Origin of the sequence: Longimicrobium sp. (genome assembly GCF_036280135.1) — a bacterium.
In the GTDB taxonomy this organism is placed as follows: Bacteria; Gemmatimonadota; Gemmatimonadetes; order Longimicrobiales; family Longimicrobiaceae; genus Longimicrobium.
In genome coordinates this window covers 1-25,992 of sequence record NZ_DASURI010000546.1, presented here as the reverse complement: position 1 = coordinate 25,992, position 25,992 = coordinate 1, and the positions used below count along the sequence as shown (strand labels likewise).

Sequence of the window (25,992 nt, the reverse complement as noted above, 5' to 3'; positions counted from 1 at the left end):
GCGTGTGCGGGCGGGCGGCGGGGTCCCACAGCTCCTGGTAGGTGCCGTGCTCGCGGAGGGACCGGGCCAGCGCCAGGTACGACGCGTTGTCGCCGCCCCCGTGCGGGCTGGGGTCGATGGAGAGCAGCGCGAGCGCCAGGTGCAGCGCGGCGAGCGCCAGCGCCACGTGCGCGGGGCGGATGCGCGCCGTCCACGGCGCGGCGGGGGCACTGGCCGCGGCGGATGCGGCGCGCGCGGCCGCCCGGGCGGCGGGCCGGGACGTGCGGGACGGCTGCTGCGGCTGCTGCCTGGGACGGCGACTCACGTCGGGCGCGGGGGACCGGGATTGTGCGAGGGCGACGGGCGGGCGCCTGCGTCGCGTTGTGGCGGACGGGGAGTACGCGGAAAAGGTAGCGCGGCGCGCGGCGGTGGACAACGCGCGCGGCTCTGGACGGACGGCGCCGCGCAGGCGACATTTGTCGCCGCACGCACCGCCCCCCGTCCGCCTGACCCGCATCGACACCGCCGCACCGGGATGCCCGACTTTTCCACCACGTTCGCCAACCTGCTCAAGGCGCGCTTTCCCTACCTCTACGTCCCCACGTGGGAGGAGGAGCGCGTGCTGGGCACCATCCGCGACGTGGCGGGCGACGCCGCGCGCATCCGCACGCCCCGCCGCGTCGTCACGTGGACGTCCACGCAGGGGCTGCGCTCCGAGGGGTGGAGCGCGCCGGAGGGCACGGACGACTTCGTGGCCGCCCTGGAGGTGGTGGAGAGCTTCGCCGAGCCCGCCGTCTTCGTCTTTCACGACGCGCACCCCTATTTCGGCAGCGAGCACCGCAGCGGCGACGAGCACGTCATCCGCAAGCTCCGCGACCTGGTGCCCGTGCTCAAGGGCAGCCAGCCGCCCCGCAGCGTCGTCTTCGTGTCGCCCATCCTGCAGCTGCCGATGGAGCTGCAGAAGGACGTGACGGTGGTGGAGTTCGTCCTTCCCACGGCGGAGGAGATCCGCACGGTGCTGGACGAGATCATCCACGCCAACCAGGGCAGCGGCCGCATCGTCATCGACCTGCCGCCCACGGACGCCGAGCGGCTGGTGAAGGCCGCCGTGGGGCTCACGCTGCACGAGGCGGAGAACGCGTTCGCCCGGGCCATGGTGGCGGACGGGCGGCTGGACGCCAGCGACGTGGAGACGGTGCTGGAGGAAAAGCGGCAGACCATCCGCAAGAGCGAGATCCTGGAGTTCATCTCCAGCGACCTGGAGCTGCGGGACGTAGGCGGGCTGGAGAACCTCAAGCGCTGGCTGGACAAGCGCAACGCGGCGTGGATGGACGACGCGCGCGCCTACGGCCTGCCCTCGCCCAAGGGCGTGCTGATCACGGGCGTGCCGGGGTGCGGCAAGAGCCTGCTGGCCAAGAGCATCGGCGCGGCGTGGCAGCTGCCCCTGCTGCGGCTGGACGTGGGCCGCGTGTTCAGCGCGTACATCGGCAGCAGCGAGCAGAACATGCGCACGGCCATCGCCACGGCCGAGGCCATCGCGCCGTCCATCCTGTGGATCGACGAGATCGAGAAGGGGTTCGGGGGCGGCGACCGGGACGGGGGCACATCCACGCGCATCTTTGGCTCGTTCCTCACGTGGATGCAGGAAAAGACCAAGCCCGTCTTTGTCATCGCCACGGCCAACAACATCGACCGGCTGCCGCCGGAGCTGCTGCGCAAGGGCCGCTTCGACGAGATCTTTTTCGTGGACCTGCCCACGCGCTCGGAGCGGATGCAGATCTTCGGCGTCCATCTCACGAAGCGGCTGAAGAACCCGCAGGTGCTGGGCGACTTTCGCATCGACGCGCAGGCATGCGAGCGGCTGGCGGGGCTCACGGAGGGCTTCGTGGGCGCGGAGATCGAGCAGGTGGTGATCGCGGGGCTCTTCGAGGCGTTCAGCGAGCGTCGGTCCGTGCGGATGGCGGACTTCGAGCGGGCCGTCCAGGAGACGGTGCCCCTGTCGGTGACGCAGGCGGAGGAGATCCGCGCCATCCGCGCCTGGGCCAGCGTGCGCGCCGTGGCCGCCACCCCGCGTGACGGCCGGGCGGAGTACACGGACTTTGCCGGTGCGTCGGCCGCCGGGGACGGCGGTGCGCCTTCGGCCGGGGCCGCGCCCGCGCCGCCGCCGGACATCAGCGCGTCGCGCGGCGGCCGGGCCGTCGACTTCTGATCCGCATCCACGACACACGCTTCATCGGGAACCGAGACAGACGATGGCGATCGAAGACCGCAGCCTGGCGTGGCGCTGGGGCCAGTCGTGGTACCTGCTGCTGACCCTGCCGTTCGGCATCACGTCGTGGATGGCGTTCCTCTACATGGGGATGCGCGCGCGCCGGTGGGGCTGGATCCTGTGGGGCGTGGTGTACCTGGCGGCCGTCGTCCGCATCCTGGGCTACTCCAACGCGGCGGGGCCCAACGCCACGCCCGCGGACGAGGAGGCGATGGGGATCGCCATCCTGCTGCTGTGGCTGGTGTCGGCCGTCCACGCGCTCCTGTCGCGCAACGCGTTCCTGCGGGCGCTGGACGAGCGGCAGGGCGGCACCCAGTCGTACGCCGCCCCCGCCGACCCGCCCCGTGCGTACGCGGATCCGTACGCGGCCGTCCGCGCGGCGGACACTACGCCCGCGCGGGGCGACTTCGCGATCTTCGCGCGGCCCGCTCCCGCGCCGTCCGCCCCGCGAGGCCCCCTCCCGCCGCCGATCCCGCAGGCCGCGCCTCCGCCGCTTCCGCAGTCCGCGCCGCCGCCCCTCCCGCGGAGCGCACCCGCCGCGCCGCCCCCGCTGCCGGACGCGGGCACGCAGACGCCGCCTCCGCAGCCGTTCAGCGGGCCGGCGCCGTTCAGCGGGACACGCCCGTTCGGAGACGACAGGGACCGCCGGGAGCCGCCCGCGCCGCCTCCGCCGCCGCGCCGGCCTGGTCGCCAGGTCGACTACTAAAGCAGAACTGCATTCTCACGCAGAGGGAGCAGAGGCAGCAGAGTACTTCATCGCGCGACGAAGTACTCTGCTGCCTCTGCTCCCTCTGCGTGAACAATGTCGTTACGGAGCTTGGCCTTCGCGCGGATTCGGCGTATCTTTGGATGCGGCTTGCGGGTGCGCGGAAACGTTCCGCCCCGCGGCCGGGTATCTCTCCGCGCAGGACGTACTCGCGCGACCTTCCCACGGACCGACATCGGATGAAGCTGAAGTCCCTTGCCGCCGCCCTGGCGCTGACGCTCGCGTCGGCGGCCACCGCGGCGGCCCAGCTGCGGATCGACATCAACATCCCCGCCAACCGGCTGCAGGTGCTGGACGGGGACAGCGTCATCCGCACGTATCCCGTCAGCGTGGGCAAGGCGGGGCACGACACGCCCGACGGCGAGTTCACCATCGGCCGGGCGGAGTGGAACCCGTCGTGGCGCCCGCCGGAGAACCGCGAATGGGCCCGCGACGCGCAGTTCACGCCACCCGGGCCCAACAACCCCATGGGCCGGGTCAAGCTGTTCTTCGCGCCGCTGTACTACATCCACGGCACGCCCGACAGCGCCAGCATCGGCCAGCCGGCGTCGCACGGGTGCGTGCGCATGCGCAACCGCGACGTGATCGCGCTCGCCCGGCTGCTGCACCAGCACGCGGACCCCACCGTGGCCCCGACGGAGATCGACGGGATCCTGCGCCGCTCCGGCACCACGCGCTGGAGCACCTTTCGCGCGCCGGTCACGCTCACCATCCGCTACGAGCCCGTGGTGATCGAGGGCGACGAGCTCAAGGTGTACCCGGACGTGTACGACCGCCGCCGCGTCCACACCGAAGGCGTCATCCAGGCGCTGCTGTCCGCCGGCTACGAGGCGGGAAGCATCGACCGGCAGCAGATCCGCGCCGTGCTGCGCCGCGCCGGGCAGGCGGAGGGCACGTTCACCATCAAGGTCGCCGACGCCTTCACCGGCCTGCAGCGCCGCGCGGACCTCGCCGCCAACTAATCGGCCCGGATCGGGATGAACGAAGGAAGGACGGGACCGCGCGCGGTCCCGTCCTTCTGCTGTTTATCGCGTCATCCAGAGAGGATGTTGAACGCGCCGATGGGACATAAGCGTCATCCTGAGGAGCCGCCGCGTAACCCCTGTCCGTGCGCGGTCCATGGCGGCGACGAAGGATCTTGCCCGCGAATCTCGGGGCGAGCCCTCATGCAAGGGAATCCGCCTCCGAGTCTCGCGCACAAGATCCTTCGGTCGCGCCAAGGTTCTGCGTGCGTTCACGGTCCGCGCGGCGCTCCCTCAGGATGACGCATCGCGGACGCGGGCTTCTAAGGCGAGGCCCGCCCGGGCGCTTCGTCGGGAATCGGCCAGGTCCGCTTCAGCGCGCGGCGGGTGCCGGGCGCGAGTTCCACATGTCCAGGTGCATCCGCCAGCCCTCCGGCGTCCGCCGCCAGACGATGACGTACTTGCCGTAGTTGGGCCCCCACGCCGTGCCGTCGCGCTGGCCGGAGATCTCGTAGTTGCCGTAGTCGTACGCGTGATCGCCGTCGATGCGGATCTCGGTGGGCGTGGCCCGGTGCATCGTGACGCGCGAGCCCGGCGCCTGCGTCCAGTAGCGGCGGATGGCCTCGGACCCCCGCAGCGCCTCGGAGTTGCCGGGGAAGATCACGGCGTCCTCCGTGTACATCCGCACCATGGTCTCGATGTCGTTGGCCACGTACGCCTCGGAGAACCGGCGGCTCAGCTCCTGGATCCGCGCCACCTCCCCCTGGTCCGGCACCGTCTCGCGCAGGTTGATCTCGTGGGCCGACGTGACGCTGCACCCGCCCGCGGCCAGCACGCACAGGACGGGAACGATCAGGCGAAGACGGGTCATGCGATCTCCGGAATGGTGAGACAAGGATGATGTGAGCCGGGCAGCCCGGCATGGCGGCCGGCGGTGCGTCAGTCGTCCCGCGGGAAGGGATCCACCTCCACGCCCATGGACTGAAGCAGGTGCACGGCGTGCTTCGACAGCCCGCGGTCCAGCCGCTCCTGGATGTCGAAGATCTCGTCCGGCTGCAGGTGGTCCCAGAAGTTGCCCTCCTGGCCCGTGCGGATGCCCCGCGCGCTGCGCAGCTCGCCGGCGGTCCGCACGGTGGCCTGCACCAGGGCCGGATCCGGCGCCTGGTTCAGGAAGCCGAGCACGCGCGTGAGCGCCGCTTCGGGATCCGCGTTCAGGTCGCGGTAGGAAAGGAGCACGGCGTCGCGGTGCGTGAGCAGGGCGGGGGCCCAGCTGTTCACGTACTCGATCCACGGGCCCAGCCCCAGCCGCGGGTGCCGGATGAAGTCGCGCATGGAGCCGGAATACTCCGGCTTTTCCTGCGTGTAGTACACGTACGCGCTCACGATCACGTCGTACGCGTTGCGGGCCAGGTAGACCACCGGGTACCCGCGGTGCAGCTCCCACGAGTACGGCTGGTGGCACACGGCGGCCAGCGGCAGGTTGCGCCGCCCGCGGAACTGAAAGGCGCGATAGCCGCGCGGGCCTTCCTCGTGGTGGTCCGGCACGACGGCAAAGACCGTCTGCGGCGTGACCTCCACGTCCAGCCGGTGGTGCGCGGCCAGGTAGTGGGCCAGCAGGTAGCGCAGCCAGCGGCCCCCGCTGCGGGGGTGCGAGGCGAGCAGGGCGTCGGCGTACATGCGGGCCGGGTTGGAGGGCGAAAAGCGACGCCTAGAGGCTAACGGAAGGGCGGGGGATGGAGCAAGGTACACGAGTGAGCCTGACTGGCGGTTGTTGTTTCACATCGTCAGCAGGCCCGCTTCGTACGCGGCCTTCAGATCGGGAAACGTGCCTGTCAACGACGGGTTCGCGGTCCCGACTCGCAGCTCAGTGCGGATGATCGTGACTGCTTGCAACGCATTCGCCGCCTTCAAGGGCTGGCTTGGGACTACGCTGCGCTTGAGGAGCGGCTTCAAGGTCGTCCAGGAATCCAGGAATACGACAGGGCGGCCCAATCCGAGGGCAGTGCTGACTTCCCGAGCAGTGCCAGCTCCGCCGGTCAGCGCCACGAGCGCATCTACGGCCTGTCCGGTGATGGGGTCTCGATCGGGGCTCTCCAGTTGAGTGTGAACGTAGAGATACCTAAGCGGATTGGCGCGACTGGGCTGCGTCTCGACACTGATCGTGGTGACTTGTGGCTTCAGGGCCCGCGAAATTGACCGTGGAACAATTCCTATCAAGCGCACGCGACGAGGAGCGGGCCCGCCAGTCACATTCACAGCGCCCTGCAATGCCGCGAACTTCACTGACTGTTCACTATGCCGATGGTGACCGCCCGTGAGCACGGCGTCGCCGTTCATGGCGATCTCCATTCCAACCGCCTGCGCCAGCGTCACCAAGGCTGGAGTAGCTCCTTGCGTGGCACCGACAACACCGATGATTGCCCAATTGCGTGATGGAGCCTGTTGCATTTCTGCACCTCCATTGAGGGATGGTGCGCCTGGAAGGTAAGTCGGGCCGTAATCGGCCCCTGTGCCACGAGAACGTTTCGCGGCAAGAAGTTCGCCGCGTTTATGAAGGACTGCGGGTCGAAGTGCCCTCTTGGTGCATGGATCAATCGGTGCATTCATCCGGAACGTGACTTGCCCTTCCGTGCGGCATCAACCCGGGACGGAAGAGGCGATGCGGCGGATGGGGGACGGGACGGACGCGGAGACGGCGGAGCGGTGCCTGGACGCGCGGGAGCACGCGGCGGCGATGGAGCTCGTGCACGCCGTCCGGCACCGCGTGGGCGCGAAGCTGGAGTGCGCGCTGCTCTTTGGCAGCAAGGCGCGGGGGACGGCGCGGCCGGACAGCGACGTGGACGTGCTGTTCGTCTTCAAGCGGCTGCCGCCGGACCGCGAGCCGCAGGCCACCCACGCCGAGCGCATCGCGGAGCACGTGGCCGCGCGGACGGGCGTGCCCGTGGGCGTGTGGTGCGTGTCGCGCGAGGACACGGACCCGGGCCGGCGCACGCCCATGCTGGTGGACGCGCTGGAGGACGCCGTCCCCCTGTGGCCGGCGGCGTGCGACGTCCCCCGCGCGGCGTTCACCCCGGCGGACGCCGCGTTCTGCGCCGCGCGGCTGCTGGACCGGGTGGAGGAGGGAAGCGCGGAGGTAGCCCGCGCCCTCGCGGAGGGTGACGATCAAGCATGGGCGAAGCGGGCGCGCGACGACCTCGTCCGCCTGTGCACGGCCGTCCTGCTGCTGGCGGGGGAGACGCGCCCCCGCCGCGGCGACGCCGTCCGCCGCTTCCTGGAGCGCAACCCGCGCTTCGCGGAGGATCGAGAAGCGCGCGCCGTGCTGGCGTGGGCCGCGCGGTCGTATCCGCCCGGTCACCTGGAGCTGGACGACGACACGCCCGTGCCGCCCCCGCCCGTACGCGCGGATGCCGCGCTGGACACGGCGCAGCGGCTGCGGTCCCTCGTCATCGAACGGGGGCGGGCGGCGCGGCGTCGCGGAACCTTTGTCCAATCCGCGCAGTAGGGATAGGCCCCGGCGCGGGACTTGCTGTTTCGGGAGATGGCCGGACCCCCGGCCCACGCGGGAAAATCAACGCAGCGCACACGACCCATGAAGCTCTTTCAGGCCGACACGCGGCAGCGGCGAACGCTGGGCGCCATGTTCGCCGTATCCTTCATCATCGCCACGCTGCTCACCGCCTTCTTCCACACGCAGGTGGTGGCGGGCGAGCAGTACGCCAAGCGGTCCGAGGAAAACCGCCTGCGGGGCATTCCCATCCCCGCGCCCCGCGGCACCATCCTGGACCGCAACGGCGAGGTGGTGGCCACGAGCATCACGTCGTACTCCATCGCCGTGCTGCCGGGCGACAGCTCGCTCATCAAGGCCACGCTCAACGACCTGGCGCCGTTCCTGGGCCTGTCGGCGGAGAACGTGGACGACCTGATGGCGCGCCGCAACCGGCGCCAGCACGACCTGCTGGAGGTGACGGACCGCGCCACCTTCTCGCAGGCGGCGGCCATCGAGGAGCGGCGGGCGGCGTTCCCCAACCTGATGGTGGTGGAGCGTCCGCAGCGCTACTACCCGGGCGGCGCGGCCGTGGGGCACATCAGCGGCTACGTGACGGAGATCACCAAGGAGCAGCTGGAGCAGCCGGAGTACCGCCAGGCGGACTACAAGCAGGGCCGGCTCATTGGCCAGGCAGGGATCGAGAAGCAGTACGAGCTCACCCTGGCGGGCCGTGACGGCGCGCGCTTCGTGGAGGTGGACGCCAAGGGCCGCGTGGTGGATCCGCGCTCCACGGTGGGCGCCACGGCGCCCGTGAGCGGCAACAGCCTGCGGCTCACGCTGGATCTCAAGCTCCAGGAGTACACGCACGAGATCTTTCCCGACACCATGAAGGGCGCCGTCGTGGCGATGGTGCCCTCCACGGGCGAGATCCTGGCCATGTACAGCAACCCCACGTACGACCCCAACGACTTCGTGGGCCGCATTCCCACGCGGCTGTGGGGCGCGCTGACGACGGATCCCGACAAGCCCATGCTGAACCGGACGATCACGGCGCGCTACCCGCCGGCGTCCACGTTCAAGACCATCACGGCGGCCATCGGCGTGCAGCGCGGGCTGGTGACGCAAACCACGCACATGCCCATCTCGTGCACGGGCGGCATGGCGTACGCCGGGCGCTACTCGCGGTGCTGGTACCGCGCGGGCCACGGCTCGCTGGACCTGGCGGGCGCCATCGAGAACTCGTGCAACGTGTACTTCTACCAGCTGGGCATCCGCATCGGCCTGGCGGAGCTGGCGCGGGCGGGGGTGCGGCTGGGCTTCGCGGAGCGCACGGGCATCGACCTGCCGGGCGAGCTTTCGGGCACGTTCCCCAAGGGCGTGGCGTGGTACAAGGAGTACTTCGGGACCGAGGCGGTGCCGTCGGACGTGATGAGCCTCAGCATTGGCCAGGGCCCCAACGACCAGACGCCCCTGCGCATGGCGTACGTCTACAGCGCCATCGCGGGCAACGGCACGGCGCCCCCGCCGCACCTGGTGGTGACGGACAGCACGCGCAACGCGGCGCCGGGCATTGACCTGGGGCTGGACGCCAAGGGGCTGGAGGCGCTGTGGGAGGGGCTGCGGCTGGTGACGGAGCAGGACGGCACGGCCCTGCAGAGCTCGCTGGCGCGCTACAAGCTGTACGGAAAGACGGGCACGGCGCAGAACTCGCAGGGCCCCGACCACGGCTGGTTCGCCGGGTTCGCGGGCACGCCCGGCGGCAGCCCGGAGATCGCCATCGCCGTGATCGTGGAGCACGGCCTGCACGGCGACGCGGCGGCGCCGCTGGCAGCCAAGATCGCCAACTACTACCTGGACCGTAAGCACGGCCATCCGTTCGATCCCCAGCCCACGCTGGGCGAGCGGTGGCGCGCGGGCCGCGGCGGCACGGACGGGCAGTGGGACACGCCCAATCGGCGCCTGGTGCCCCCCGTGGGCCCCTCGGCCAGCACCCGCGAGCGCGGCCGCCAGGAGCGCAACGAGCGCCGCGGGACGGGTGGCACCGGCGACGCCGAGGCACCCAAGCGTGAGTCGGCCACGGCCGAGACGGACTGACGCGGACGAAGGTACGAAGGATGATCGGCGGCGCTTCGCGGGATGCGGGGCGCCGCCGGTTTTTTCGGGTGGATCGTGGATCGATCGAGTTCGAGGGGCATGGGCCGTACGCCCAGCCGGAGCGAATGAATTCGCCGCTGGAGATTCGCGAAGTCCGCCTGCGCGGACTATCCCAGAGGGCCGTCGGCCGACGTGCACTGGAGCGTCATTCGAGCCGCCCGGATGCGAGATGACTGCCCATCGCCGGGTCTGTCCCGTGTTGATGGTTGAAGCCCTGTTCGCAGCGCGCGTAAGCGCGAGACAGGGCTTTCCGCTGTCGTAGCGGCGGCTTTAGCCGCTCCGGCCGGGACTGCGCCGCTCCGGCCGGACTGGGCCGCTCCGGCCGGGACTCGCTCCGGTCGGGGCGCGCTGCTCCCCTGGACACCGGCTCGTCTCACTGGGCGATCGTCTGGCCTGGGGCGGGGGCGGGCTCGCCTGTGTGCCTGCCGCGGCCATGCAATCGCCCAGAGTTTGAGCAAAATCACTTTCGCACTTTCGTACTCCCGCACTTTCGCACCGTCTTTCGCTTGACGCGCGCGGCGCGCCGGGCCAAGTTGTCGCGCTTCCCGGCCGGGCCGCCGCACTGGCGGCCCGTGCCCGTGCCGAAGACGCGCTACACCGACATGGCGAACAAGACCAAGGCGCGCACCGAGGCCATTCCCCACGGGCTCTCGCGCGAGCAGCTCCTGGAGATGTACCGGCTGGTGCGCCTCACCCGCAGCCTCGAGGAACGCCTCGAGCTGCTGTTCAAGCAGAGCAAGGTCATCGGCGGCCTGTTCCGCTCGCTGGGCCAGGAGGGCGAGTCCGTGGCGTCGGCGTACGCGCTGCGGCGCCGCGACGACGGCACGGGCGACATGCTCTCGCCCCTCATCCGCAACCTGGGCTCCATGCTCACCATCGGCACCCGGCCGGTGGAAGTGGTCAAGCAGTACATGGCCAAGGGCGACTCGCTGGCGCGGGGCAAGGAGCTCAACATCCACATCACGGACTTTGACCGCGGCTTCATCGGGCAGATCTCGCCGCTGGGCGACCTGATCCCCGTGATGTGCGGCGTGACGCTCAGCTTCAAGCAGCGCCGGCACGACCGCGTGGGCATGGTGTACATCGGCGACGGGGCCACGAGCACGGGCGCGTTCCACGAGGGCGTGAACCTGGCGGCCGTGCAAAAGCTGCCGCTGGTGATCATCGTCGAGAACAACCGGTGGGCGTACAGCACGCCGTCCAGGTTCATGACGGCGGCCAAGTCGTTCGTGGACAAGGCGCCGGGCTACGGCATGGCGGGCGAGCAGGTGGACGGCAACGACATGCTGGCCGTCTACGCCGCCAGCAAGCGCGCCGTGGACCGCGCCCGCGCCGGCGAAGGCCCCACGCTGCTGGAGTTCATGACGTACCGCCGCAAGGGCCACGCGCAGCACGATCCGCAGACGTACGTGGACCCGGCCGAGATCGAGCACTGGGCGTCGACCAACGACCCCATCGACCGCTACGTCAAGGCGCTGCTGGACAACGGCTGGGCCACGGCGGACGAGCTCACGCAGATCGGCGCGGACATCGACCGCGAGCTGGACGAGGCCGTGGCCGAGGCGGAGAAGAGCCCCATGCCCGAGCCGCTGGAAGCCCTGACCGACGTGTACGGCGACGGGCCCGTGAACGCGCCCTGGACGCGTTACGCGCCCGCCGATCCCACCCGAGCCTGACTTGCCCGAGCGATGTCGACCGTGATTGAAAAGCCGGAGCACCTGCGGCTGACGGAGCAGGGAAAGCCCGTCACCCTGCTGGAGGCGATCCGCGAGGGCCTGTGGGAGGAGATGGAGCGCGACGAGCGCGTCTTCCTGATGGGCGAGGACATCGGCGCGTACGGGGGCGCCTTCAAGATGACGGAGGGGTTCCTGGACGCCTACGGCTCGCTGCGGGTGGTGGACACGCCCATCAGCGAGATCGGGTTCACGGGGGCCGCGGCCGGCGCGGCGCACATGGGGATGCGCCCCGTGGTGGAGATGCAGTTCATCGACTTCATCTCCTGCGCGTACGACATGATCACCAACTACATCGCCACGAGCCGCTACCGCGGGTCCGGCGGGGTGCCCATGGTGATCCGCGGCCCCAGCGGCGGCGGCGTGCGCGGCGGGCCGTTCCACAGCCAGAACCCCGAGATGGCGTTCTTTCACACGCCGGGGCTCAAGATCGTCTACCCGTCCACGGCGTACGACGCCAAGGGCCTCATCAAGGCGGCCATCCGCGACGACGACCCGGTGCTCTTCTTTGAGCACAAGTGGCTGTACCGCCGGCCGCAGCTGCGCGAGACGCTGCCCCAGGAGGACTACATCGTCCCCCTGGGCAAGGCCCGGACGCACCGCGAGGGCAAGGATCTCACGATCGTGACCTACGCGGCCATGGTGCACAAGAGCGCCGAGGCGGCCGAGGTGCTGCAGAAGGAGGACGGGCTGTCGGTGGAGATCATCGACCTGCGGACGCTGCTGCCGCTGGACGAGGACGCCATCATCGAGTCCGTCAAGAAGACCAGCCGCCTGCTGATCGTGCACGAGGACACGCGCACGGGCGGCATCGCGGGCGAGATCGCCATGCGCGTGAACGAAAAGGCGTGGCCGTGGCTGGACGCGCCGCCCCTGCGCGTGGCGGCCGCGGACGCGCCGGTGCCCTACTCGCCGCCCCTGGAGGACTACTTCCTTCCGCAGGTGGAGGACGTGGTGAAGGCGGCGCGGTACCTGGCGGCGTACTAGGGAATAGGGAACAGGGAATAGGGAATAGCCTGCGGGACTCGCTCGACGGGCGAGTCTTTGCCGACAGCCTGTTCCCTCGCGGGGAGCACGTGTGAGGAGGGACAAGGATGGGGACTGCCGGCGAAGGGCGCCGGCAGCGGGAAGAACGCGGCCGCAGTGGCCCGCTATTCCCTGTTCCCTATTCCCTATTCCCTCGCATCTGAACCTGAACTGAACGCACGGTAAACGACCATGGCCCGTGTAGAAGTCCCGATGCCCCAGATGGGCGAGTCCATCGCCGAGGGCACCGTCTCCGTGTGGCTCAAGAAGGTGGGCGACCGGGTGGAGCGCGACGAGCCCATCATGGAGATCTCCACCGACAAGGTGGACGCCGAGATCCCCGCGCCCGTCGCCGGCGTCATCGCCGAGGTGGTGGTGAGCGAGGGGCAGACGGTGGAAGTGGGCACCGTCGTGGCCTACATCGAGACCGAGGCCGGCGCCGCCGCGTCCCCGGCTCCCGCCGCCCCGTCCACGCCCGCCGCCGGCAGCACGGACCACATCCAGGTCCCCGGCGAGCGCGAGACCTCCATGCCCGAGTCCGCCGTGGGCCAGGCGGAGAAGGGCGGCGGCACCCCGGCCGACGGCCGCGGCGCCCAGGAGCCCATGGGCACGGCCGCGGGCGGCACCGCCCAGGGCGCGCCCGCTCCGTCGGACGGGCCGGCGTCGCTGGAGGAGCGCCTGCGGACCCGCTCCACGCCGCTCGTCCGCAAGATCGCGGCGGAGCACAACGTGGAGGTGCACCAGGTGCCCGGCACGGGGCGCAACGGCCGCGTGACCAAGGACGACATCCTCAAGTTCGTCGAGGAAGGGCAAAAGGCCCCCGCCGCGCAGCCGGCCACGGCCGCCGCGCCCGCGCAGCAGCCGCCGGCCCAGCGCCCGGCCGCGCCCGCGCCCGCGTCGTACGAGGGCGGCTTTCCCTGGGACGAGTTCTACGGCGCGCCGCAGCATCCCACGGTCAACGCGGGTCCCAACGACCGCGTGGAGCCGGCCAGCCGGATGACGCAGATCATCGCGAACAACATGGTGCAGTCGCGGCGCATCAGCCCGCACGTGCACTCGTACTTCGAGGTGGACTACACGCGCCTGGACCAGGTGCGCGGCAAGAACAAGAAGGTGTGGGCGGACCAGGGGGTGAAGGTCACGTACACGCACTTCATCGCCTGGGCGGTGGCGCGCGCGCTTCGCGAGTTCCCCAAGATCAACGCGTCGTACAGCAACCACGAGATCATCTACCGGGCCGACGTGAACCTGGGGATCGCCGTGGCGCTGGATCACGGGCTCATCGTCCCCGTCATCAAGCAGGCCGACGAGCTGTCGCTGGTGGGCCTGGCCAAGCGGCTCAACGACATCGCCACGCGGGCGCGCAACAAGCAGCTCAAGCCGGACGAGATCCAGGGCGGCACGTTCACCATCACCAACCCGGGCATCTTCGGCACGACGATCGGGTTCCCCATCATCAACCAGCCGCAGGTGGCCATCCTGGGCGTGGGCGGGGTGGAGATGCGGCCGGCCGTCATCAGCGACGAGTACGGCAACCACGCCATCGTCCCGCGCAAGCGCGGCTTCATCTCGCTGGGCTACGACCACCGCCTGGTGAACGGGGCCGACGGCGACCAGTTCCTGGCCCGCGTCAAGCAGCTCATGGAGACCTTCCCCGATCAGGCGTGAGCCCGGCGGGAAAGGAATGGTGACGGACCGGCCCCGGGAGCCTCGTTCTGGCTCCCGGGGCCGGTTTGCGTATCCGCACGGCCGCTTTGGCGCGGCGGCTCAGGTATGGGGTGGATGCGGCCGATGCTTGAAGGAGAGATGGACGGCCGGCGCGCGTGCCGGACGCTCCGCGTGAACCTTCGACCCAGGCTCGCGCCCCACCCGCCCGGAGACGCACCCGATGATCCGCTTTCGCACCGACCTCGCGCGCGGCGTTCGCATCGCCGCCTTTCACGGCACCGTGGACGGGGGCGAGCTGCTGCACGCCTATCGTACCCAGCTGGACCACCCGGACTACGATCCCAGCCTGGACGACCTGGTGGACCTGCGCGAGGTGGAGATGCTGGACGTGAGCGCGGCGGCCCTGCGGGAGCTGATGTCCATGTTCTCCCGCGTGGACGCGCTGGGGTACGCCACGCGCCTGGCCATCGTGGCCCACAACGACCTGGGCTACGGCCTGGGGCGCATGTACGAGATGATGCGCGACGGCGCCCCCGAGGAGGTGTCCGTGTTCCGCGACCTGGACGAGGCGTTCGACTGGCTGGATGCCGCCGCGCGGTTCCGCTCCCTGCTGCCCGGGCGCACGGCCGCCTGACGAGCCGAACACGCCACGTGCGTGCTCCCGGCTGCTGCTAAGATACGATCCCCGGCGCCCGCGATGCGGACACCGGGGATTCTCGTCATGCGGTGGTCACCAGCAGACGCAGTCGTACCCGCCGTAGCAGTATCCGCCTTCGTAACCGGCCTTGATGCACAGGTCGTTGCAGCGCGTGGGGCCGCAGACCCGTGCCGCGCCGTTGCCCGCCGCGGGCGTGGCCGTCGCCTCGCGGGCGCCGAATGCGAGGGCGGCCAGCACCACCAGTCCGAACAGTCCCCGGCCCACCGGCGTGTTGCGTACGCGATCCATGATGCCTCCTGAGGCGTGGAGTGTCCCGCCGTCCGCTCGAACGGCCGGAATACAGATGCTAGCAGATGACGACACAATACGCATCTCCTGTTCCTGCCCAGGGCTCCGTTCCCCCTCTGCGCGACTGACCCGCATCGATCGATGATCCGCGTCTGCCGATGCGCAGTCCCGCTCCTCGCACCGATCGGCGCCTGCGGGTTATAATCCAGCGGGAATCAACCACGGAGGAGACGGCGGATGAGCACGGACACGGCGGTGGCGGCGGATCGCAAGGTGATGGAGGTGCGGCGGCTGGGGACGATCTCGTACGCCGACGCGCTGGAGCTTCAGGCGGAGATGGTGAAGCAGCGGCGCGCGGACGAGATCCCCGACACGCTGCTGCTGCTGGAGCATCCGCACGTCATCACCCTGGGCAGCGGATCGCACGACGAGAACGTGCTTGTGTCGCCGGAGGAGCGGGCGGCGCGTGGCATCGAGCTGTTCCCCACGGGGCGCGGCGGCGACGTGACGTACCACGGGCCGGGGCAGCTGGTGGGCTATCCCATCTTCGACCTCAAGCCGGACCGCCAGGACCTGCACCGCTACCTGCGCGACATCGAGCAGGCGCTCATCGGCGTGCTGGCGGATTTCGGGATCCAGGGGTCGCGCAAGGACGGGCTCACGGGCGTGTGGGCGGGGGACAACAAGCTGGCGGCCATCGGCATCCGCGTGTCGTCGGGGTGGATCACCAGCCACGGCTTCGCGCTGAACGTGACGACGGACCTGTCGTACTTTGGCACCATCATCCCGTGCGGCATCCGCGACCACGGCGTGGGCTCGCTGAGCACGGAGCTGGGGCGCACCGTGACGATGGCGGAGGCGGAGGCGTCCGCCATCCGCTGGTTCGAGCGCATCTTCGACCGCGCCGCCGTAGAAGGCTGATCACGAGAGGATAAAAAACGCGGGAGCCCGCGTCCCATCGGGGGCGCGGGCTCCTCGTGTCTGGCGGTGGCTCAGCCATCGGCCAACCATCCCTCACGCGTGTCCGGCGGGTGCGCCGGCGGCGGCGTGGCAAAGGGTGCTTCGTGGAACTCGGTGATTGCCCTCATCTATACCTCCAGTCCCGCCCGGATTTCATCCGTTCGCCCGGGTGCTGTCGCGGCGGCGGACGTGGTGCGCTGCGGGTTCTCGCGCGTTCCTGTAGACTCAACGCGCGTTCCCCCGATGATCTGACGCGTGGCGGATGAGGCGTCGGTTAGAATCCGGCGGGTCGTCAGTACAGGGTGATGGAGCCGTTCCACCCAAGCTGGACAAAGACGCGGGGCGAACGGTCCAGGGCGGGGATGCGGCCGTCGTCAATCAGCCGGTGAAGGCCGTTCTGCAGGGTGGCGCGGATGGGTTCCGCGTCGTATCCCAGCGACAGCTCCACGGGGCCGACGTACACGTCCGCGCTGAGGATCCCGTGGGAAAAGCCGCCCCCGTGCTGGCGCGAAAGGTCGTAGGTCTCGTCCCGCCCCAGGAAGCCCAGCCCCGTCGTGGTCCCCGTCCAGAACACGAGCTTGGCGCCGGCGCCCCGCCGCTCCGCCCCGCTGCCGCGCAGCACGCGCGCGCGCATGGCGAACGTGCGATACTCATCACGGAACTGGAGGGCGAAGAAGTCGTCCTCCACGGCCACCTCGTAGCGGCGGTCCCCAGCGGCGTAGGTGTAGCCCAGCGCCCCGGACCACTGCGACGTGCGGTCAGTGGACGCGTAGCCGATCAGTCCGTACTCCACGGTGTGCCGCCGTGTCCGCACCGCCTCCGCGTCGGGCACCGCCGTGCCGAACGAGAGGCGGGCCCGCGCGGCACCCATCCCCGTGCCGCGCGGGCCGGGTATGCCCAGGTCCGTGGCTCGGACCCACCCCGCTCCCTGCAGCTCCGCGACTACGGTCACGGGGCGGTGGCCGGAGGAGAGCACCGCCCGGGCCACCCCCGCCTCCAGCCCGGCGCCGTTTACGTGCGTTCCGGCCTGCACGGCCGGCCGCGCCCACCAACGCGTTGCGCGATCCCGCCCCGCAAGCGTGTCAGCCGGCGCGGACGCCGTCTGCGACCAGCCGCTTCGCGTAACCAGGCCGAGAAGCGCGCACGCCGCCGCGATTGCGCGACGGAGCACGCGGCCGCCGGACCCGCGGGCGCCGCTCATCTCCCGCGGGAGAGGGCCCGGGCGGGCAGCTGCTCGCGCAGGCTCCCACCCCCCAGCAGGGGCCAGAGGATGAGTACCAGGACAATGGTGATCATCGGATACGTCATGGGATCGCTGCTGCGGCCGATGATGTAGAACAGGACGCCGGGATACATGACGGCAACGTACAGCAGGGCCGCGCCCGCCACGGTCATCAGCACGTAGACCACCCAGCTCCGGAACGCCCGCCAGCCCAGGTAGAAGGTCACCGCGTAGCACAGCACCACGATGAGCGTGATGGGAAGCTCCGTCAGGGGCTTGATCTCGCCGAACAGGTTCGTCTTTTCGTACAGCGAGACGATCCGGAACGGCAGCCACAGGAAGTACATGAAGAAGACGATCGCCATCAGCCCGTACAGGGCCGGCTCGTTGGAGAGCCGCTGCAGACGCATGCGCAGCAGGAGGGCGATGGAGGCAACGCCCAGCCCCAGCGTAAACACATGGACGAACAGGGCCAGGACGTACGCCCAGTGCGTGGCGGACCAGCGCTTGTTCGTCCCGTCGCGCCACGCCTTCATGGCCACGCTCAGGGCCTGGCGCTGGGTGTCGCAAGCCGGGTTGGTCACACCCCCCGCCGTCTTGCCCGCCAGCGTGAGGTTGGGGCAGTCACGCACCACCGTCCGCGCCACGAGCATGACGGGCACGCTGTCGATCACCGGCCTACCCGCGAGCCTGGGTGTGCCGGGCAGGCCCACCACGGCCGTGTCCGGCTGGAGCGACGTGCCGTAGCGGACAAGCCGCAGCGACTGGATGTCGTCATACTCCCACAGGGCGGGGTCTCCGGCCGCCACGTCGGTATAGGTCACGTACGCGGCGCCCAGCCCTACGAAGAGCAGTATGGGCAGGCCCAGCTTTCGCTCCGCCAGCAGGTAGCGGACGGGCGCGGCCAGGCAGACGGGGACGAGAAACCCCACGATCACGGGGTAGATGAAGAAGTGGGGCCACAACTTGCCCAGGAACACCCCGTCGTCCCCATACTCCATGACGATGGCGGCCGCGGGAAGGATGCCGCAGACAAGCCACCACGCGAGCGGTACGAGCTGCCCCCAGCGGCCCGTGGAACCCAGCGCTTCGGAATAGGTCCCGAAGTGAGCAATTCGCACCTCCTCCGCCGGCACGTCCTCCACCGGATCGCCGCGCAGCTCGCGCAGCACCGTGGAGACGAGCTCGTCCTTCCACGTGTCCCCGGCGAACGCGTCCACGTACTGCGAGCGAAGGAAGTAGTGGCGGAGCTTGATGTCGAGCCGCTCTCCCTGCACCAGGTTCACGCGGAGCAGGATGGCGTCCGCTTCGTCCGCCTGGATGACTTCGCGGCGAACCTGCTTGGAGGCGTTCGCGGCGGGGGAGTGGAGAAAGAGAAAGATGGGGCACTGCTCCAGCGCCTCGGCAACCAGCTCCGGCCAGTCGTGTCCGGGTGGAATGCACTCGGGGGCGATCCAGCACGGAACACCGGCTGCCTCCAGCGCCTCGCGCAGCTCCAGTGCGATCTCGTGGTCCTCGTTTGCGTGGCTGATGAAGACGTCCGCGTGCATGTCTTTCCGCCGTCGATATGAAGATCGAACCCGCCCGGGTCCTGGCGGTGCGCCGCGGACCCGTTGGTCACCGCGTGGAGGCTGGATGAAGCGCCTTCGGGGGGGAGCGCGTGCCCCCGGCGGGAAAGCCGGGGACGAACCGGGGAGCGCATACACGTTTACAGACGCGAGTTGCCCGTGTCAAGCGCGCCACGTTCCTCTGCGGGCACAGCTGCCGGCGCCGGATCGGGTCCGGATTGCCCCCCCCGGTCCCGGCGGACGGAGCGGCCGTGCCCGACCGTTCCTGTCGGGCGCCGCGCGTGCACAGAGGCGGCGTGGTGCCTTACGGGATCCGATCCGTGATCGGTATCTCCCTCCGGCGGATCCTACCGCGTGGGGAGCCTGCGGGCGGGCTTGAACTCGAAGTTCTCGGGCGGCATCTGGAAGAAGCTGAGGTAGCGCTCCTTCTCCTGCTCCTCGGTGATCCACGCCTCGAAGCCGGATTCCACCAGGCCGCCGCTGTCCAGCTGCTTGGTGGCCGCGCGGATGGCGAGGTGGTTGGCGTACTCGTTCTGCGGATGGCCCGCGTGGCCCTTGACCCAGCGCCACTGGATCTGGTGCCGCGACGCCACGGGCATGAGCGCGCGCCACATCTCCACGTTCTCCACCTCGCCGTCCTTGCGCTTCCACCCGCGCGCGGCCCAGCCGTGCACCCACTGCGTCATCCCGTCCACCAGGTAGCGGCTGTCGGACGTAAAGACCACGCGCGAGGCGGCCTTGAGGGCCGCGAGGGGCACCATGGCGCTGCGGATGGCCATGCGGTTGTTGGTGGTGTCCGGCTCGCTGCTCCAGAAGTCGCGGCGCACCCAGCCCTTTACGGGGTGCCAGAATTCCACCACGCCGGCGGCACCCCCGGGCCGGTCGCGGCCCTTGAACTGGTTGCCCAGGCACGATTCGTCGGCGTAGATGAAGACCAGCGGTTCGGACAAGACTCGGCTCCTGTTTCGCGGAGGTGGCTGACGGGGGGCGGGGAATATAGCGACTGCGGCATTCAACCGCTTACCCCCGGCGCTCAGTGTCAGCCATACGAATCCTGTTCCGTAGCGTACCCTGGGATTACGTTCCCGGTGACATCTCGCGTCCCGGCTGTACGTTCCCTCGTTTCGCAGGTCCTTGTGCACCCTTCGGATAGATACGTCGCATGGGCAGGGTCATCGGCATTGATCTGGGGACATCGAACTCCTGCGTGAGCGTGATGGATCGCGGGGTCGCGATCGTCATCCCCAACCAGATCGGAAATCTCCTTACCCCGTCCGTGGTCCGACTGTTGGAGAATGGGACGGCAGTGGTGGGGGAGCACGCGCTCAAGGCCGCGGTAACGGACCCGCGGCACACCATCACCGGCATCAAGCGGCTGATTGGCAGGTGCTACAACGAGATCGCCGACCTCGTCGAACCCCTCCCGTTCGACGTGATCGTCGGTGAGAACAACTTTGCCATGGTACGGGCGCACGGGTCGGAGTACAGCCCCCAGTGGATCTCGGCGTGCATCCTCCGCAGCCTCCGGGAATCGGCCGAAGCGTACCTGCATGCGCCGGTAACCCAGGCGGTCATCACGGTCCCGGCGTACTTCGACGAGCGACAGCGGCAGGCGACGCGCGAGGCCGGCGCCCTCGCCGGGCTGGAGGTGCTTCGCGTCGTCACCGAACCCACGGCGGCCTCGCTGGCCTACGGGCTGGACCGCGACCAGGAGGAGCTCATCGCCGTCTTCGATCTGGGCGGCGGAACGTTCGACATCTCGATCCTGGAGACGGGTGAGGGGGTTTTCGAGGTAAAGGCGGTCAACGGGGATGGGTACCTGGGGGGGGACGACTTCGACGAGCGGATCGTGGCCTGGATGGTCGAGGAGTTTTACCTGGACCATGCCGTGGACCTTTCCCTGGTACCCGACGCGTTGGAGCGTCTGCGGGCCGAAGCCGTCCGCGGCAAGTGCGAGCTTTCCGAGCGGCCGCAGACCAGCCTTCACGTCCCGTTCGTCGCCTGGAAGGACGGGGTGCCGCTCTCCTTCGAGCACACCCTCACGCGCACGCACTTCGAGGAGATCTGCGGCGAGCTTTTCGAGCGGCTGGTGGATCCCTGCCGCCAGGCCCTGGAGGATGCGGGCTGGACCGGTCAAGATCGTGCCTGCCTTGGGAGAAGGGTCCTCCTGGTGGGGGGAGCCACCCGGATGCCCAAGATCGCGGAGATCGTGGCGCAGGTGTTCGGCCTCGCACCGTCCCGCTCGCTCAATCCGGACGAAACCGTGGCGAACGGAGCCGCTGTCCAGGCGGCGGTGCTGGAGGGAGCGCTGAAGCACGTGCTCCTGCTGGAGGCCATACCGTCGTCTCTCGGCCTGGAGGACGGACGTGGCATGTCCCACCGGGTGCTGTTCCGGAACGCGACCATCCCGACCAAGAAGACCGAGGTGTTCTCCACCTGCCAGGACAACCAGACGTCTGTCGAGATCCACGTGCTGGAGGGGGACCGCGAACTGGCGATCAACAACCGCACCCTCCTCCGGTTCAGCCTGGAGGGCATCGACCCCGCGCCGGCCGGGACAGCGCAAATCGCGGTCACCCTTGACGTTGATTCCACCGGAGTCCTTCACGTCGAGGCGCTCGACCGCGCGTCGGGCCGCAAGGAGCGGCGTCGGGTGACCTTTGGCGCCGGGGTTACGTCCCACCGGCGGCCCGCGTCCGCTTCCTAGGCCGGGGCAAAGAAGCCCGAGCTCTCCAGCGTGCGCGCGAGGCGACGTACGTACACGTCCTCGTCGCCCGCGAGCGTGCGGCGGAACCTTTCCAGGTCCAGGTACGGGCGGTACTGCACGGCCGCGCGGAATGCGTCCAGCCGTACGGAGCCCCGCGGGTGATCGTAGTAGGGAGGCAGCGCCGAGAGGACGGCCTCGTGGTGGCTGTTCACCATGGCGGGCGCGCGGAAGCGGTCCGGACGACCCGCGATCTGCAGCAGGTTGTGCACGTGCCAGGGCCGCAGCCAGGAACGGCCCCTCGTGAGCAGGTCGAGTGCGCCGTCCAGCAACTCGGCTTCCACCTTCCGGGTGTCCAGGATCCTCATGGTGAACCGGTGCACCCGGGTCTTCATCGTGGTCGTCAACCGCAGGAGGAATCCCGCCGGCTCCGGCCCGTAGCGCTCCCGCAGCAGCCACGCACAGTAGATCTGGTACTCGGCCACGCCGCTTCCCATGTACGATTCGATGAGCGGATAGACCACGCGGTCGGTGGACTGGTCCAGGGAAACGATGGCTTCCAGCGCGGAGTGCAGGTCCGTGCGCCCCAGCGCCGTGATTGCCCCGGCGATCCGCTGAGGGTCATCCGGTGCGATGACGCCGGCAAGCAGCGCAATGGCGTTCAGGCGCGTGGATTCGGTGTAATGGAAACGGCCCGGCGGCAGGGTCGATTCGCCCGCGGGGGCATGCTCCGGCTCCGGCTTGTTCTTCAGCCAGCCGCGCAGCCGCTCGCGATCCGCGCGGTTTCTCGCGGCCGTTTCGGCAGCCGCACCGTCGCGCGGGTGGATCTCCAGCACCCACTCCACCAGGGAGCGAACCGTTGGGTGCGTGGGCATCCGCGCCCCCACCCGCAGTATCACCTTCGCCAGCCGCTGCTTCACGTCCGGGAGCGCCGCCTCTTCAAAGCGGGCGAGCAGGGCGATCAACTCGTCGTCGAGCGCATCGAGGTCAAGGCGCTCGAACGCGTACAGCATCCTCACCTGCCCGGCGGCGGCGAACGGTTCCGGTGTGCGCCCCAGCAGCCGGAGCAGCTCGTTCACCAGGGAGCCCGCGTCATCCGAGAGCGAATCCAGGTACAGCAATGCGTTGAACGCCGCCGGGAACCCGTCCCGTGCAGCAATTACCTCCTTCACCAGGCGGTCCGTGTCGCGCGTCGTGGAGCGCCACGCGCAGGCAAGCATGTATTCAAAGAGCTCGTCGTAGACAAACCGGACGGCTGTCTCCATGGACCCTGCGACGGGCTGCTCTTCGCGGACGACGTTCTCGTCGATGAGCTGCGTGTAGACCGAGTCGGTCCGGCTGGCCTCTTCCGAGATGCCCAGCACGGAGAGCGGAACGGCCGAGATCCTCCGCGCCCACAGCTCCCAGGCCATCCGCAGCAGAAAGGTCTCGATGACGCGGGCGTTCACGTGCTGCAGGCGGTCGGCGATCCGCCGGCGCGCATCCGCGAAGTATGCCTCGAAGATGGCGATCGTCCGCAACTCGCCCACGCGCCCCACGGAGGTTCCACGGTTCACTTCGCAGAACAGGCGCAGCAGCAGCGGGTTCCGGAGCATCTCCCGGGCCTGGCCCTCGATGGTCCCCCTGACTCCGAAATGGCTGAAGTAGCGGGCCAGCACGGCGTCCCAGCGCGCGTCGCTGAAGCCATGCATCCGGACCATGAGCGGCGCGTGGGGACGAACGGTCTCGGTGTACCGCTCCCAGAGAAGGTCCCGGCAGGAGAGGACGACCTTGACCCTCGCGCGCGGCAGACGGCTCAGGAACTCGCGCAGCATGTCGGCCGTGGCGCGAATGTCATCCGACTCGTTGATCCCATCGATGAGAATGAACAGCCACTGTCCGGTGCGCTGCAGCCCCGGGGAAACCCGGTTCAGCCAATCGCTGAACACGCCCTGGAACTGCTGCTCCAGCAGCTCCTGCACGTACCTCTCGATGCCATGCTCCCGCAGCCGGATACTCTGTCCTCCGATGAGAAGAACGGGGTGACGGCTGGAGAGCTGCTCCGCGAGGCTGCAGAGCAGGTTCGACTTGCCCGTGCCTGCCCGTGCGATCACGACCGCGCAGCGCCTGGCGTTCTGATCCGACAGGAGCTGAAGGTCACGCAACAGGTCGCTCGCGAGCTGGACCGTGTCGTCCTGCTGCGTAGAGGGAAAGATCGAGAGCAGCCTGCGGTATTCCGTGCTGGACGTGTCCAGCCCTCCCACGGAGCTTCGCCGCACCAGCTCCGCCAGTCGATCGGGGAGCCCGGGGAGCGCGCTCCGGGCAATGAACGGGCTTTCGCGCAGCCGCCCGGCCAGGCGATCGATCTTTCCCTGGAGCCCGAACCCTCGTTCCCTGACGAGCGCTTCCACGTCCCGGCGAAGTGACTCGATCTCGTCGGCGTGAAAGGCCTGTCTCAGGCCCGAGATCGCCTCGTTCGTCACGTCCGGACCGATCTGTCGCGTGATCACGGCACGGGCGGCATCCACGCGCAGCTCCGCCGCGAGCCCGTAGCGGAGGCTGATCTCCGCGAGCGCGTCGAGCACGGCGCCTGCTCCGCGCAGATACGCTTCCTCGTGCTCCGCGAACTCCAGGAGGGGTGTCTCGGCACCCGGGGCCACGTACAGCTCGCGGCGGTACTTGTCTCCGGCCACGGCACGGATCCGCTCCGGGAGCATTCCCTGCGTGAGTGCGTGAAGGGCCCCGGCCGGGATGGCGGGGGGCGTGAGCGGTGCGACGCGGTCGAGGAACCGCTCGCGCAGCAACTTTACGAAGTCTCGAAGAAAGCAGACCCGCAGCTCGGCCGGCGTCGTGAACCAGGAGACGATGACGTCTTTCTGTACCTGTGCCTTGAACGCGCGTATGGCGGGGTCGCCCGTGACCCCGTCGTCGCGCCTTCCCTTGAGGTACACCAGGCAGGGGACGGCCGCGTTCCGGGCGGCCTGGTATTCCAGGTGGGTGAAGGACAGCCCCGAACCGGGATCCACTGAACCATAGCGCATCCCCAGCAGTCCCACGTACAGGTCCGGCTCGGCAGCCTTTCGCGCGCAGTACGGCGCCGGCGACTCCGGCTTGGACCCAAAGTATTCCATCCCGGAGAACAGGGCTCCGAGAGCCTGGACTTCCTCCCGCAGGGCTTTGCGTTCGGCATCCAGCTCATCACTGACCGAGCTTACAAATACGGTGAGCATCCGGAAGTCGCCTGGTCGACAGTTCCCTCGCCCGGCCGGACAGGAGTCGCATCCGAGGAAGGGAGCCACGTTCGTTTTCGATCCGCCTCAAGATGTCCTGGTGAGTCTTCGGAAGCCACTCTTTCCTGTGCTCCGCCGCTCCAGCCGGCGCCCGCGCTTGCGCCCCCGGCACCCCCGCCGTATATGAACGCCGCCGCGCGCGGGTGCGCGAGGCCGCATTCCAAGCCCATCCCACGGAGCAGGCGCGTGAGCGACGCCATCACGGACATCACCATCATCGGCGGCGGGCCCACGGGGCTCTTTGCCGCCTTCTACGCCGGGCTGCGCGGCACCTCGTGCCGCATCATCGACGCGCTGCCGCAGCTGGGCGGACAGCTCATGGCCCTGTATCCGGAAAAGTACATCTTCGACGTGGGCGGGCTGCCCAAGATCCTGGCCAAGGACCTGGCCAACAACATGATCGAGCAGGGCACGCAGTTTGGCCCGGAGATCGTGCTGGAGAACGAGGTGCAGCAGCTCGTCCCCGAGGACGGCCACATCCGCCTCGTCACGCAGCGCGGCGAGTTCCTCACCAAGACGGTGGTGATCACGGCGGGCAAGGGCGCGCTCAACCCGCGCGTGCTGGAGTGCCCCGGCTGGGACGAGCACTACGGCGCCGAGGGCGGCGTGCACACGCACGTGCGCCAGCCCGAGGACTTTCGCGGCAAGCGCGTGCTGATCGTGGGCGGCGGCGACTCGGCCGTGGACTGGGTGCTGGGGCTGCGCGGCATTGCCCGCGAGGTCACGGTCATCCACCGCCGTGACGAGTTCCGCGCGCACAAGAGCAGCGTGCAGGAGATGCGCGCCGCCGCCGAAAAGGGCGAGGTCGCCATCCGCACGCCGTTCGAGGTCAAGGAGATCCACGGCGAGAACAGCTGTGTGGCGCGCGTGACGCTGTTCAACAGCGAGACCAGGGACGAGGACACGATGGACGTGGAAGCCGTCATCGCGCTCCTCGGCTTCAAGCCGGACCTGGGCCCCATCAGCAACTGGGGGCTGGAGCTGAACCGCAACACCATCAAGGTGTCGCAGCTGATGGAGACGAACATCCCCGGCGTATACGCGGCCGGCGACGTCGTCCACTATCCCGGCAAGCTGGAGCTCATCGCCACCGGCTACGGCGAGGCCGCGATCGCCGTGAACAACGCCGTGCACCACATCAACCCCAAGGCGCGCGTGGCTCCCGGCCACTCGACCAACCTGAAGGTCTTCTCGCAGGAAGAGGGCGAATAGGGAATAGGGAATAGGGAATAGGGAATAGGGAATAGGGAATAGGGAATAGGGAATAGGGAATAGGGAA

21 protein-coding genes are annotated in these 25,992 nt (G+C 69.4%); 12 read left to right on the top strand and 9 right to left on the bottom strand.

All coding sequences use genetic code 11. From position 1 onward, the window contains the following. Positions 1–304: hypothetical protein (locus VFZ20_RS17590; protein WP_329685227.1), on the bottom strand; the 304-nt coding region annotated here is incomplete at its 3' end. Between the two features lie 210 nt (positions 305–514). On the opposite strand from VFZ20_RS17590, the gene VFZ20_RS17585 reads away from it, so the two are divergent. From VFZ20_RS17585 to VFZ20_RS17575, 3 genes are all read left to right on the top strand, one after another. Next, positions 515–2,188, top strand: coding sequence for an AAA family ATPase (locus VFZ20_RS17585; RefSeq protein WP_329685226.1), 1,674 nt, complete (start codon positions 515–517; stop codon positions 2,186–2,188). A gap of 43 nt (positions 2,189–2,231) precedes the next feature. Beyond that, entirely contained in the window at positions 2,232–2,954 is a 723-nt protein-coding gene (locus VFZ20_RS17580) for a hypothetical protein (protein ID WP_329685225.1), read from the top strand. 239 nt (positions 2,955–3,193) lie between these two features. Next, positions 3,194–3,976, top strand: a complete 783-nt coding sequence (locus tag VFZ20_RS17575; protein WP_329685224.1) for a L,D-transpeptidase — start codon at positions 3,194–3,196, stop codon at positions 3,974–3,976. Positions 3,977–4,349: 373 nt separating this feature from the next. Here VFZ20_RS17575 and VFZ20_RS17570 read toward each other — a convergent pair whose 3' ends face one another. The 3 genes from VFZ20_RS17570 to VFZ20_RS17560 all read right to left on the bottom strand — a co-directional run bounded on the left by VFZ20_RS17570 (position 4,350) and on the right by VFZ20_RS17560 (position 6,424). After that, positions 4,350–4,847: an SgcJ/EcaC family oxidoreductase gene (locus VFZ20_RS17570; protein ID WP_329685223.1), complete on the bottom strand. Its 498-nt coding sequence runs from the start codon at positions 4,845–4,847 to the stop codon at positions 4,350–4,352. Between the two features lie 68 nt (positions 4,848–4,915). After that, positions 4,916–5,653, bottom strand: a complete 738-nt coding sequence (locus VFZ20_RS17565; RefSeq protein WP_329685222.1) for a sulfotransferase domain-containing protein — start codon at positions 5,651–5,653, stop codon at positions 4,916–4,918. A 99-nt stretch (positions 5,654–5,752) separates the two neighbouring features. Then, positions 5,753–6,424: a hypothetical protein gene (locus tag VFZ20_RS17560; RefSeq protein WP_329685221.1), complete on the bottom strand. Its 672-nt coding sequence runs from the start codon at positions 6,422–6,424 to the stop codon at positions 5,753–5,755. A 211-nt stretch (positions 6,425–6,635) separates the two neighbouring features. On the opposite strand from VFZ20_RS17560, the gene VFZ20_RS17555 reads away from it, so the two are divergent. The 6 genes from VFZ20_RS17555 to VFZ20_RS17530 all read left to right on the top strand — a co-directional run bounded on the left by VFZ20_RS17555 (position 6,636) and on the right by VFZ20_RS17530 (position 14,678). Then, positions 6,636–7,478 (top strand): nucleotidyltransferase domain-containing protein, encoded by an 843-nt coding sequence (locus tag VFZ20_RS17555; protein WP_329685220.1) that lies wholly within the window; start codon positions 6,636–6,638, stop codon positions 7,476–7,478. 87 nt (positions 7,479–7,565) lie between these two features. Then, positions 7,566–9,557: a penicillin-binding protein 2 gene (gene mrdA / locus VFZ20_RS17550; protein WP_329685219.1), complete on the top strand. Its 1,992-nt coding sequence runs from the start codon at positions 7,566–7,568 to the stop codon at positions 9,555–9,557. Between the two features lie 632 nt (positions 9,558–10,189). Beyond that, positions 10,190–11,293 (top strand): thiamine pyrophosphate-dependent dehydrogenase E1 component subunit alpha, encoded by a 1,104-nt coding sequence (locus VFZ20_RS17545; RefSeq protein WP_329685218.1) that lies wholly within the window; start codon positions 10,190–10,192, stop codon positions 11,291–11,293. Positions 11,294–11,305: 12 nt separating this feature from the next. Further along, positions 11,306–12,337, top strand: a complete 1,032-nt coding sequence (locus VFZ20_RS17540) for an alpha-ketoacid dehydrogenase subunit beta (RefSeq protein ID WP_329685217.1) — start codon at positions 11,306–11,308, stop codon at positions 12,335–12,337. 231 nt (positions 12,338–12,568) lie between these two features. Continuing rightward, a complete protein-coding gene (locus VFZ20_RS17535; RefSeq protein WP_329685216.1) occupies positions 12,569–14,044 on the top strand; it encodes a dihydrolipoamide acetyltransferase family protein in 1,476 nt (491 codons plus the stop codon). 220 nt (positions 14,045–14,264) lie between these two features. Next, positions 14,265–14,678 carry a hypothetical protein gene (locus tag VFZ20_RS17530; protein ID WP_329685215.1) on the top strand — a complete coding sequence of 138 codons (414 nt, stop codon included), beginning with the start codon at positions 14,265–14,267 and terminating at the stop codon, positions 14,676–14,678. A gap of 96 nt (positions 14,679–14,774) precedes the next feature. Here the strand turns inward: VFZ20_RS17530 and VFZ20_RS17525 are convergent, their stop codons facing one another. Next, on the bottom strand, positions 14,775–14,990 hold the full coding sequence (locus tag VFZ20_RS17525; RefSeq protein WP_329685214.1) for a hypothetical protein: 216 nt from the start codon (positions 14,988–14,990) through the stop codon (positions 14,775–14,777). A 237-nt stretch (positions 14,991–15,227) separates the two neighbouring features. Here VFZ20_RS17525 and lipB point away from each other — a divergent pair, with 237 nt between their 5' ends. Next, positions 15,228–15,911, top strand: coding sequence for a lipoyl(octanoyl) transferase LipB (gene lipB / locus VFZ20_RS17520; protein ID WP_329685213.1), 684 nt, complete (start codon positions 15,228–15,230; stop codon positions 15,909–15,911). Between the two features lie 331 nt (positions 15,912–16,242). Here the strand turns inward: lipB and VFZ20_RS17515 are convergent, their stop codons facing one another. The 3 genes from VFZ20_RS17515 to VFZ20_RS17505 form a co-directional block, all read right to left on the bottom strand. Beyond that, entirely contained in the window at positions 16,243–16,983 is a 741-nt protein-coding gene (locus VFZ20_RS17515; RefSeq protein WP_329685212.1) for a polymorphic toxin type 23 domain-containing protein, read from the bottom strand. A 164-nt stretch (positions 16,984–17,147) separates the two neighbouring features. Next, positions 17,148–18,722, bottom strand: a complete 1,575-nt coding sequence (locus tag VFZ20_RS17510) for a toll/interleukin-1 receptor domain-containing protein (RefSeq protein ID WP_329685211.1) — start codon at positions 18,720–18,722, stop codon at positions 17,148–17,150. A 365-nt stretch (positions 18,723–19,087) separates the two neighbouring features. Next, the gene (locus VFZ20_RS17505) at positions 19,088–19,690 is read right to left on the bottom strand and encodes a ribonuclease H (protein WP_329685210.1); all 603 of its coding nucleotides are present in this window, start codon (positions 19,688–19,690) and stop codon (positions 19,088–19,090) included. A gap of 212 nt (positions 19,691–19,902) precedes the next feature. Here VFZ20_RS17505 and VFZ20_RS17500 point away from each other — a divergent pair, with 212 nt between their 5' ends. Further along, complete coding sequence (locus VFZ20_RS17500) at positions 19,903–21,447, top strand: Hsp70 family protein (RefSeq protein WP_329685209.1); 1,545 nt, start codon at positions 19,903–19,905, stop codon at positions 21,445–21,447. On the opposite strand, the gene VFZ20_RS17495 is transcribed toward VFZ20_RS17500, so the two are convergent. Continuing rightward, positions 21,444–24,653 (bottom strand): DUF4062 domain-containing protein, encoded by a 3,210-nt coding sequence (locus tag VFZ20_RS17495; RefSeq protein ID WP_329685208.1) that lies wholly within the window; start codon positions 24,651–24,653, stop codon positions 21,444–21,446. The genes VFZ20_RS17500 and VFZ20_RS17495 overlap by 4 nt on opposite strands. A 246-nt stretch (positions 24,654–24,899) precedes the next feature. Here VFZ20_RS17495 and VFZ20_RS17490 point away from each other — a divergent pair, with 246 nt between their 5' ends. Next, positions 24,900–25,925, top strand: a complete 1,026-nt coding sequence (locus VFZ20_RS17490) for an NAD(P)/FAD-dependent oxidoreductase (protein ID WP_329685207.1) — start codon at positions 24,900–24,902, stop codon at positions 25,923–25,925. The last annotated feature ends 67 nt before the right edge of the window (positions 25,926–25,992 follow it).

Excerpts from the sequence above, each read along its gene's own strand:
- VFZ20_RS17585 (WP_329685226.1), top strand. The coding sequence starts at position 515 with ATGCCCGACTTTTCCACCACGTTCGCCAACCTGCTCAAGGCGCGCTTT.
- VFZ20_RS17580 (WP_329685225.1), top strand. The coding sequence starts at position 2,232 with ATGGCGATCGAAGACCGCAGCCTGGCGTGGCGCTGGGGCCAGTCGTGG.
- VFZ20_RS17575 (WP_329685224.1), top strand. The coding sequence starts at position 3,194 with ATGAAGCTGAAGTCCCTTGCCGCCGCCCTGGCGCTGACGCTCGCGTCG.
- VFZ20_RS17570 (WP_329685223.1), bottom strand. The coding sequence starts at position 4,847 with ATGACCCGTCTTCGCCTGATCGTTCCCGTCCTGTGCGTGCTGGCCGCG.
- VFZ20_RS17565 (WP_329685222.1), bottom strand. The coding sequence starts at position 5,653 with ATGTACGCCGACGCCCTGCTCGCCTCGCACCCCCGCAGCGGGGGCCGC.
- VFZ20_RS17560 (WP_329685221.1), bottom strand. The coding sequence starts at position 6,424 with ATGCAACAGGCTCCATCACGCAATTGGGCAATCATCGGTGTTGTCGGT.
- VFZ20_RS17555 (WP_329685220.1), top strand. The coding sequence starts at position 6,636 with ATGCGGCGGATGGGGGACGGGACGGACGCGGAGACGGCGGAGCGGTGC.
- mrdA (WP_329685219.1), top strand. The coding sequence starts at position 7,566 with ATGAAGCTCTTTCAGGCCGACACGCGGCAGCGGCGAACGCTGGGCGCC.
- VFZ20_RS17540 (WP_329685217.1), top strand. The coding sequence starts at position 11,306 with ATGTCGACCGTGATTGAAAAGCCGGAGCACCTGCGGCTGACGGAGCAG.
- VFZ20_RS17535 (WP_329685216.1), top strand. The coding sequence starts at position 12,569 with ATGGCCCGTGTAGAAGTCCCGATGCCCCAGATGGGCGAGTCCATCGCC.
- VFZ20_RS17530 (WP_329685215.1), top strand. The coding sequence starts at position 14,265 with ATGATCCGCTTTCGCACCGACCTCGCGCGCGGCGTTCGCATCGCCGCC.
- VFZ20_RS17525 (WP_329685214.1), bottom strand. The coding sequence starts at position 14,990 with ATGGATCGCGTACGCAACACGCCGGTGGGCCGGGGACTGTTCGGACTG.
- lipB (WP_329685213.1), top strand. The coding sequence starts at position 15,228 with ATGAGCACGGACACGGCGGTGGCGGCGGATCGCAAGGTGATGGAGGTG.
- VFZ20_RS17510 (WP_329685211.1), bottom strand. The coding sequence starts at position 18,722 with ATGCACGCGGACGTCTTCATCAGCCACGCAAACGAGGACCACGAGATC.
- VFZ20_RS17500 (WP_329685209.1), top strand. The coding sequence starts at position 19,903 with ATGGGCAGGGTCATCGGCATTGATCTGGGGACATCGAACTCCTGCGTG.
- VFZ20_RS17495 (WP_329685208.1), bottom strand. The coding sequence starts at position 24,653 with ATGCTCACCGTATTTGTAAGCTCGGTCAGTGATGAGCTGGATGCCGAA.